The 9770-nt window shown below is 62.9% G+C and carries 7 protein-coding genes; 6 read left to right on the forward strand and 1 reads right to left on the reverse strand.

Going from position 1 to position 9770, the window contains the following annotated elements; all coding sequences use genetic code 11:
* The first annotated feature begins 5 nt into the window (after positions 1-5).
* The 5 genes from EBBID32_RS08495 to EBBID32_RS08515 all read left to right on the forward strand — a co-directional run bounded on the left by EBBID32_RS08495 (position 6) and on the right by EBBID32_RS08515 (position 8877).
* Positions 6-878, forward strand: coding sequence for a hypothetical protein (locus EBBID32_RS08495; protein ID WP_006954041.1), 873 nt, complete (start codon positions 6-8; stop codon positions 876-878).
* 24 nt (positions 879-902) lie between these two features.
* Positions 903-2141 carry a hypothetical protein gene (locus tag EBBID32_RS08500; RefSeq protein ID WP_006954043.1) on the forward strand — a complete coding sequence of 413 codons (1239 nt, stop codon included), beginning with the start codon at positions 903-905 and terminating at the stop codon, positions 2139-2141.
* A gap of 219 nt (positions 2142-2360) precedes the next feature.
* Positions 2361-2954 (forward strand): DUF1419 domain-containing protein, encoded by a 594-nt coding sequence (locus tag EBBID32_RS08505; RefSeq protein WP_037489796.1) that lies wholly within the window; start codon positions 2361-2363, stop codon positions 2952-2954.
* Between the two features lie 183 nt (positions 2955-3137).
* Positions 3138-3614 carry a hypothetical protein gene (locus tag EBBID32_RS08510; protein WP_006954049.1) on the forward strand — a complete coding sequence of 159 codons (477 nt, stop codon included), beginning with the start codon at positions 3138-3140 and terminating at the stop codon, positions 3612-3614.
* 112 nt (positions 3615-3726) lie between these two features.
* Positions 3727-8877: a helicase-related protein gene (locus tag EBBID32_RS08515; RefSeq protein WP_006954053.1), complete on the forward strand. Its 5151-nt coding sequence runs from the start codon at positions 3727-3729 to the stop codon at positions 8875-8877.
* 48 nt (positions 8878-8925) lie between these two features.
* Here the strand turns inward: EBBID32_RS08515 and EBBID32_RS08520 are convergent, their stop codons facing one another.
* Positions 8926-9183: a hypothetical protein gene (locus EBBID32_RS08520; RefSeq protein WP_006954054.1), complete on the reverse strand. Its 258-nt coding sequence runs from the start codon at positions 9181-9183 to the stop codon at positions 8926-8928.
* Between the two features lie 297 nt (positions 9184-9480).
* Between EBBID32_RS08520 and EBBID32_RS08525 the strand changes: the two genes are divergently transcribed.
* Positions 9481-9770: DUF3768 domain-containing protein (locus EBBID32_RS08525; protein WP_037489800.1), on the forward strand; the 290-nt coding region annotated here is incomplete at its 3' end.

A 9770-nucleotide genomic window follows, 5' to 3' on the forward strand; every position in this document is an offset into this window, starting at 1 on the left:
CCATCATGCTCACCACACGCAGCCAGCGTTGGCGCGACCGGCGCTGCCACTGGATACCGGATGCGACGGAAATTGATCCGAAGAAGCTCGCCGTCGATATCATAAGCACAAAGAATCAGGCGGCCCCGTTCGTGCGGGCGCATCACTACACCGCCTCGATGCCAGTCGCGCGTCTATCGGTCGGCCTTTTCGCTAATGGCGCAGGCGGCCGCGCGACACTGGTCGGCGTCTGCGTCTTCTCGCACCCGGTCAACAACGCCAGCGTTCCCAAGAGCGCAGGCCTTACCGATCCCCGCACCGCATGCGACCTGGGACGCCTGGTCATAGACGATTCCCAGGGCGGAAATGCCGAGACATTCCTGATCGCCCGCGCGTTTCGGCTTCTGCGCCGCGAGAAGCCCGAAATCCTCTCCGTGATCTCCTATGCCGATCCGGTCCGGCGCGTCGATCCCGATGGGCAGGTAATACTGCCTGGACATTGCGGCCTCATTTATCGCGCCGCAAACAGCCAATATTCCGGCAGATCGAGCCCCCGCACCGACCTCATTCTGCCCGATGGCCAGCCGATCTCCTCACGCGCCCTGTCCAAGATCCGCAACGCAGAATGCGGACAGCGCTATGCGGTCGAGGCTCTCCTCACTGCCGGCGCACGCCCGCCTAATTTTGGCGAGGATCGTGCGGACTGGCTCGCCGATCTCGAGCGCACCGGCTTCCTGCGCAGACGGCGTCATCCGGGATGTCACACCTATCTCTTTCCCCTCACAAGGGCGGCCCGGATCGCGGCCCGCAAAGTTCCAAACCTGCCCTACCCAGTGCTCGATCGAAGCGCGACGCAGGGCGATGTGACCGCATTGCCGCTGCTGCAGCACGCGATGTGAGCACTCGCGCAAGGACCATTCGACATGACCGAGACCTTTGATCCCGCCGATGTGGCCTGCTGGATAGCGCGTGGCCGTCCTTCGCATCACGCCCATGCCATAGCCGATGCCTGGCGCGCTTTTCCCGACCTCCCGATCGGGACTCCCCTCGATGTGCGCATGGCCCGCACCCGCGAGCGCACCGCAATGCTCAAGTCCCTCCATGAGCAGATAGCCCAGGAAGGCGAACAGCACCGTCAGGCGACAAATTTCGCCTTTGTTGAGCGTAAAGTTGCCGAAGGCAGCACCGACAGCCGCGATGCCGGAATTCTCCGCGCCCGCGCTGTCCACGGCTATGACTGGGATGAGGCGGTAGCCTGGGCCGCTGGCAATTATGCGGCAAGGGCAGGCTGGGAGGCACGGCCACCGTCGCGGACACGCCTGGGTGAACCCGACCTGCGACGCGGCGCCTACAATCAGGGCTTTCTCGACGGGGGAGGGCGGCCCGACGATATATTCGACGTGGCCCGCCGGTCCCTCACCGCGTTCACCCCCGAACCTACCAAAGTCGCCAGCCCGCCGTCCTCGCGTCCGCTTCCCAGCCAATGGCCGTCCCCTGGCGATCTGCCCGCTCCCGCATCCTGGCATCGGCGCCTGCTCATCCTTGGCGCGAGCGAATATAGAGCCGGTACAATCGGCATCCTCACTATGCTCCATGAGCGGTCAGGCCATGAGGAAACCACAATCTGCCTGATCGACGTAGAAAGAGGCCTCTACCTCCTCTCCGACGCAAACGGCATAGCATCTGGTGACGACGACGCCTTGCGGGAATATCTGCGGCAGCGCGACTATACCGACATCGTCGCAATCGCCAGCGAAGCCGAATTCGCCCGGCTCGATTCCGCCGCGCCTGTTCTCCCGCTTACCCGGACAATGGAGCGCACGCGCAACTCCTTGCTCCAGCAACGGGCCCAGTTTCGTCTCTGGATTGCCCGTGGCCGCTCTCCCGGTGAGCAGTTCGCGGCCGGCCATATTCGCTGGAGCAAGATGGCCGCAGGTCTGTCAGGACGCCTTGGCGATTTCACCGTCCGCTACGCCGGGCCGGCGCGACTACGCGGTCACCGCATCATTGTCGAGGACGCCGACGGCATGCCCGCTTCCGGCTATCGGACAGCCCACGGCCGGGCACTCCATCCCGAACTGGTGATCGGCAACAAAAGTCACCTGCGAGCGGCAATGGCGGGGTTGTTGCGCCAATATGCCGCTGCCCTGCGGCTGGGTTGACCAGGCAAAGCGACGTTCACGGCACCCGCGCTTTGTGACGCAAGCAAATCCATACCGCGTGCGGAAGTTGCGCGATCCCGATCAATCCAACCACGGGCTTCGCCCACGCGGGAAAGGGCAGAGGGATGTGATCGGGTGAGGCCCAGTATCGAGCCAGCTTCCCCGGCCTCAATCCCCCCGTTACCGGCCGCCACCGCGCTGGCCGATCCCGAGACCGACATGGCCACCACCCCACCGTTCACCAAAGTCCTCGATGCCGTCGCGACGCCCGCAGAGATGTTCGCATTGTTCAATCGCATTCCCGACTGCCATCCGGAGGAGCGGATGTCGGGACGCGCCTATGTCAACCAGTGGTTCGAGATAGAACGCAGTTCCTACGAGATAATGCTCGAAGTGCTGCCGCCTCTGTTCATGCGTGCCGGGATGTTCGCCATGTCCGAACTCAAGGCCGGCTTCGTCGGCTCGGTCTTCTTCGACATCAAGATCGATGGCCGCGACCGCTGGTTCCATGGCTATTGCAACCTTGGTGACCCTGCGAGCCCCGACGCTATGCGTGCGGCGATCATCGGCCATGAGCAAGCCAACCTCCGGGCTCTCACCCGTGACGAGAAGCTCGAACTGATCTGGTCGCGCACCCATGCCGATTTCCGCGGGCTGGCAGGCCAGTTCGATCCCGAAGCCTGGCCCGCCGAGCAACGCGGCCAGCGTACCATATTGGTCTACGAGCCCGGAAGCAGGACGGTCCTCAAACTCCTCAACGACCTGAGCGATAACGAAATCGCCGAACGGCTTCCGCGCGATCGGACGATCTAGCGACGCCCCGAGCCGATGACATCCGATCCAACCGGTGGGCGACGCCGCCAACCCCATATTCGGGAACTCCTCCTCCATTCGCACCAGCTTGCACCCTGACAACGCGGAGCAAGCTCCGCGCTGACAGGTAAGGGGAGGAGGCGAGGAACAGGTGCTTGCCATTGGAGCATCACAGGAGTCCCCATGAAAATCGAACTCAGACGCATCACCCATGGCGCCGCGTTGTCCCAGGAAACCGCCGCCTATCGCGCGGAAATCTGGATTGACGGCGAACTGGCCTTCCACGCCCACAATCAGGGACATGGTTCCGCCGACTTCTTCGACAAGATCGGTCGCTGGGACGAGTCCGAAGTCCAAGCATGGCTCAAGGCTAATCGGCCGCCGCGTGCGCTGGGCGACACCACGATCGATCATGATCTCGAATGGGAAGTCAGCGATCTGCTTACCCATGCCCTCGAAGGGCGACGGCTCAAACGCCTGCTGCGCATCAATCTCGTCACGATCGAGAAGAACCAGATCTTCCAGTATCCGCTGCGCAAGCGTCCGCTCGCCAACATTTCGCGCGCCGTTCTCGCTACCAATCCCGATGCCGTCATCGTCAACGGTGCGGCCGACGATGTCTTCGAACACGCCCTCGATCTCCTGATCTCCAGCCATTGATCGACCAGGTCGGGCATCCGGCCTGACCTCGACCTTGCGATGCCAATCAGGCGGTCCGGACCGCCTGCTGGCGACCATCGCCTTCTCACCATCCCCTGAAAAGGAAGCATCCATGCGAAACAGTGCATCCGCGCTGACGCTCCAGCTGTGCCTGGACTTCGACCAGCCCATCAAACCCGTACACGAGCCGCCGAAAGCCAGCCTTGTTCTCACCGACCTGTTCGACGTCACGGCAAAGCCGCCCACCGCGCCGCCTGTCGATTTCTCCTACGCCGGCGGTCGGACGCTCGCCCCATCGTGGAAAGGCCGTGCGCACGACAATATCGAAGCCATCCGCCTTCTGAACCTACTCGACCGTGAAGGGCGCGGTGCGATGCCTGCGGAGCAGGAAGCAATCGCCAAATTCATCGGCTTCGGCGCGTCCGAACTTGCCAACAACATCTTCGCCCGCCGCAGCGATGAATACCGACAGGGTTGGGAGGAACTGGGGCAGAGCCTTGTCGCCGAGACCAGCGATGCCGAGCTTTCCTCGCTCAAGCGCGCCACGCAATACGCACACTATACGCCTGAATATATCATCCGGGCCATGTGGGAGGCCGCCCGCATTCTCGGCTTTACCGGCGGCCAAATCCTCGAACCTGGTTGCGGCAGCGGCCTGTTCATGGGTCTGCGACCGGACTTCCTCTCTAGCGACACGCTGTTCGTCGGCATCGAGAACGATCCCATCACCGCGCGCGTCGCCAGCGCCCTCTATCCCTCCCAGCTCATCCGCTGCATCGATTTCGACAAGGCATCACTGCCGGGCGATTTCGATCTCGCGATCGGCAATCCGCCCTTTTCGAACGTTACCGTCCAGAACCGCACTCCCCTTGGCCGGATGGGGCTCTCGCTCCACGATTACTTCATTGCCCGCTCGATCGAGCAACTGCGCCCCGGCGGCATCGCCATGTTTGTCACCTCGCGATACTCGCTCGACAAGAGCGATCCCGCAGCACGCCAGCATATCGATACGATGGCCGATTTCCTCGGAGCGGTGCGCCTGCCGGGGAAAGCCATGCGCGAGGAGGCGGGCACAGACGTCGTCGTCGATATCCTGCTCTTCCAGAAGCATCAGCCTGATGCCTCACGCCCCCGGCGCGACTGGCTCGACCTTGCCGACATAGAAGGCAGCGACGAGGGCAGCGGTCCGCTTCGGATCAACCAGTATTTCCTCGATCATCCCGACCATGTGCTCGGCGTACACGAATGGCGCAGTGGCCAATATGGCATGGAATATGGCTGCGCGGCCGCGCCGGGCGCCGACATACCTACCATGCTCACAGCGACGCTGACCGGGATCGCGACCGGTGAAGCCGACTCCTTCCGTCCGACAGAGCGCACGACTTCGCTTCGCGACCGCATCGATGTCTCGCTCGACCTCTCGGTCGGGACCGCGGCCGACGAAGCCGACTTCAAGGAGGGCAGCTATCTCGTCTCTGGTGGGGTGCTGCACCAGATCGTCGATGGCATCCCGGTGACCGTCGCGGTCAAATCGGGGCGGGGGGAGCCTGGCATCTTCGCCAAGCACGCCAACATCATCCGTGCGCTCGTACCGATCCGCGACACTGTCCGGGCGATCCTGCGCGCCCAACTCAATGACGAGCCCTATGCCATCCTGCAGGAGAGGCTGCTTACGCACTATCGGGCATTCACGAAGAAGAACGGCCCGATCAACCGCACCGTCACCACGGTCCGCACCGACCCGGACACGGGAGCGGAGAAAGAATATCAGCGGCGCCCCAATCTTCAGCCCTTCCTCGACGACCCCGACGTCTGGCTTATCGCCTCGATCGAAACCTATGACGAGGCCAACGACGTCGGCGCCCCCGGTCCCATTTTCATCGAACGGGTGGTCAAGCCCCCCATTACTCATGAAATCCACTCCGCCCAGGACGCCCTCGCACTTTCCCTCCATGAACGCGGCCGTGTCGATATCACGCTGATCGCGCAGCTCCTCGGCACCAGCGAGGCCCAAGCGCTCAGCGACCTTGCCGACGACGTCTATCTCGACCCCATCCGCAGCAACCCGCATTTCAACAACTGGGTTCCCGCGGACGAGGCGCTTTCCGGCCCGGTCCGCACCAAGCTCGCCCTCGCGCGCGAAAAAGCCGATCTCGATCCCCGCTTCCTCGTCACCGCCGCGGCGCTGGAGGACGTCCAGCCGGTCGATCTCAAGCCCAGCGAGATCACCGCGCGCCTCGGCGCACCCTGGATTCCGACCGACGTCATCGAGGCCTTCATCGCTGAAACGATGGAGATCGAAACCCGCATCTTCCACACCGTCAACATCGCCAGCTGGACCGTCGACAAGACCCCCTTCGAAGGCCACGTCAGCTCGACATCGATCTGGGGCACCCCGCGCCGCAGCGCCGCCGACCTGATCGAAGACGCGCTCAACTCCCATATCCCGAAGATCTACGACATCATCCGCGAGGCCGACGGGTCCGAACGGCGAGAACTCAACACAATCGATACCGAGGCCGCCAAGGAAAAGCTGGCAGCCATCAAATCGACCTTCGAGACATGGGTCTGGCAGGAGAGCGATCGCGCCGACCGCCTCGTTCGCCTCTACAACGACGCCTACAACAACCTCGTACCCCGCGCCTTCAACGGCAAGCATCTGAAGCTGCCGGGTGCATCGAGCGCGATCCGGATGCGCGATCACCAGAAGCGCGTCGTCTGGCGGATCGTCGCGGCCGGCTCGACCTATGTCGCGCATTCGGTCGGCGCCGGGAAAACCTTCAGCCTCTGCGCTGCGGTGATGGAGCAGCGGCGGCTGGGCCTCGTGAACAAGCCGATGGTGGCGGTCCCCAACCATTGCCTCGCCCAGATCGCCCGCGAATTCCTGATGCTCTACCCGACCGCGCGGATCCTGGTCGCCGACGACACCAACTTCGTGAAGGAAAAGCGTCAACGCTTCCTGGCGCGCGCCGCCACCGGCAACTGGGATGCGATCATCATCACCCATGACGCCTTCAAGTTCATCCCGACGCCGGCGACGTTCGAGAAGGAGTTCATCGAAGAGCAGCTCGCCAGCTATGAGGCGCTGGTCGATAATATCGACAACAACGACCGCGTCTCCCGCAAGCGCGTCGAGCGCCTCAAGGAGGGGCTCCAGCGTCGCCTCGAAAACCTGCGGTCGCGCAAGGACGATCTTGTCCATATCGGCGAAATCGGCATCGACCAGATCATCGTCGATGAAGCCCAGCAGTTCCGCAAGCTGACCTTCGCGACCAACCTCGGCGACCTCAAGGGCGTCGATCCCACCGGATCGCAGCGCGCCTGGGATCTCTATGTCAAATCCCGCTACCTTTCCGGCATCAACCCCGGACGCGAACTGATCCTCTCGTCCGGCACGCCGATCACCAACACGCTCGGCGAAATGTACACGCTGCAGCGCTTCATGCAGCATGACGAGCTTTACGCGAAAGGTCTGCACGAGTTCGACGCCTGGGCCGCCAATTTCGGCGACACCCGCACCGAACTCGAGCTTCAGCCGAGCGGCAGCTACAAGCCGGTCACCCGCTTCTGCGAATTCGTGAACGTCGCCGATCTCATGGCGATGTATCGCACCGTCGCCGATGTCGTTCTGAAGGATGACCTGCGCCAATATGTCCAGCTGCCCACCATCAAGGGCGGCAAGCGGCAGATCGTCGTCGCCCAGTCCGGCGAACCCTTCAAGGCCTATCAGCGGGTGCTCGCCAAACGCATCAAGGCCATCGAAAGCCGCTCCGGCCGCCCGCAGAAAGGCGATGACATCATATTGTCGGTCATCACCGACGGCCGGCATTCAGCCATCGACCTGCGCTTCGTCGACGTCGGCATCGGCAATGAAGAGCGCAACAAACTCAATCTCCTGATCGAGAACGTCTACCGCATCTGGCGGGAAACCAGCGAGCACCGCTATACTGACCCGGAGACCGACAAGCCCTATGAGCTGCCCGGCGCGGTGCAGATGATCTTCTCCGATCTCGGCACCGAGGCGGCGATCGAGACGCGGGGCTTCTCCGCCTATGTCTGTATCCGCGACCGGCTGATCGCGATGGGCATCCCCGCCGATCAGATCGCCTTCATGCAGCATTACAAGAAGAACAGCGCCAAGCAGCGCCTGTTCAACGACCTCAACCAGGGTCGCAAGCGCATCGTTCTGGGCTCGACAGCGACCATGGGTACCGGCGTCAACGCGCAGCAGCGGTTGAAAGCCCTGCATCACCTCGATGTGCCGTGGATTCCATCGGATATCGAGCAGCGCGAAGGCCGGATCGAGCGCCAGGGCAACCAGAATGACGAAATCGAACTCTATGGCTATGCCACCAGCGGTTCGATGGACGCGACCAACTGGCAGATGCTCGAACGCAAGGCGCGGTTCATCGCCATGGCCATGTCTGGCGACCGCTCTATCCGCCGCATTGAGGACGTCGGCTCGAATGTCAGTCAGTTCGCGCTGGCCAAAGCCCTCGCGTCCGGTGACGATCGCCTGATGCGCAAGGCCGGTCTCGATGCCGAAGTCGCGCGGCTGGAGCGGCTGCGCGATGCTCATGTCGATGACCAGTTCAATATCCGCAGGACGATCAGGCGCACGATCGACGCGATCGACGAGGGCAGGGCGCGGATCGTCAAACTCGAGCAGGACATCGCCCAGCGTATCCCGACCCGCGAGGAAGAGGTCATCCTCGCCTGCGATGGCCAGATCGTTTCCGATCGCAAGGCTGCCGGCGAACGGATCATCCGCAAAGCACTCGACCTGCGCAAGAGCAGTGCGGACCGTGTAATCATCGGTTCACTGAGCGGGATCGACCTCAAGGTCACCAGCCATCCTGCACTGAGCGACGACGGCAGGCGCTATCTGCGCATTATGATCGCTCCGGTGCACCACGGGCAGGACCGCGCGTTCGAGATCAGCGAGAAAACCCGCCCGAGCACGGCGCTTGGCCGGCTGGAATCCTCGCTCGCCAATCTCGATACCGACCTAGCCGAGGTGAGGGCATCTCTCGAAGCCAACGAGCGGCGCTTGCCTTCCTTCCAGGCCCGCCTTGGGCAGGATTTCCCCGAAACCGCCCTGCTTGATGAAAAACAGCGTGAACTGGCCGAACTCGAAGCCGAGCTTGCCGCGACCAGGGGCCAGTTCGATGCTGATAATGATGACGAGGTGCTTCCCGAAGGGGATGACGGCGACGAGGGCACATGCGAGGAGCCGGTGCTGGACATGGTCGCCGGCGAGTGAGCCTGGCCGCGTTGGATGGTCCGACCCGACGCGATCTGAGCGTCGCGACTACCAGTCGAGAGTCAACGCAAATGCCCCGACGATCGCAAGGATCACAGGCGTCCCGGTCAGATAAAGCTTCTGCCAACGCCACCATGTGCCCGGCACGAACATCACAACCGCGCGCACCGATCCCAGGTCGCGCCAGAACCGTTCGCGCCACAGCTGCACCGCCACCATCGTGCCCGACAGAAAGAGCGCCAGCATACAAACAAGAGCGGTCGCCGCATATAGCGCCGTCCAGTTCATGATTTCGGCCTGCGACATCTCTACTTCGCCTTTCGCATCTCAATTCCAAAGACCATGGGTTAAATCGCGAAGCTGCCTATTTCTCCTAGATAGGATGGGAGGCGAGCCATCTCAACAAGCCGGCGTTGATCTCGTTCGCGCAGTATCCGGGGTCCTGCCAACCGATCATCGCCGCTGACAAACATAGAATCTCGCTTTTTGTCGCCGAGATCCCTTCGCCCGGTGGGCGTCGAGAGAGGAGGGGGAGGGGAAGGGGCGGCAAGGCGGATCGTGCATCGCAGTCCCGCCGTCTGCCCGTCCATCCCGGAGACAGATATGCACAAAACCCCCCAGGCAGGTTCCCGCACCGAGCGCATCGCCATCCTTAACGACCGCTGTCGGCAGGGCCTCGACCGCGGTTCCCGCACCGTCATCACCCGAAACTGTCTCGCCCGCCTGACCGGAGACGGCGGCCTCGTCGCCGAGCTGCTCGCACAGGCGGCGATCATGGCGGCCGTTCGCAGAGCGAGCTTCGATCGCGACAGTCCGGAACGCGACATGGGCGCAGTCACCGTCGGCGAGGTCAAGATAGTCTTCAAGATCGATTTGTATGATCCGGGCCTTGT

The organism is Sphingobium indicum BiD32, assembly GCF_000382885.1.
Classification (GTDB): Bacteria; Pseudomonadota; Alphaproteobacteria; order Sphingomonadales; family Sphingomonadaceae; genus Sphingobium; species Sphingobium japonicum_C.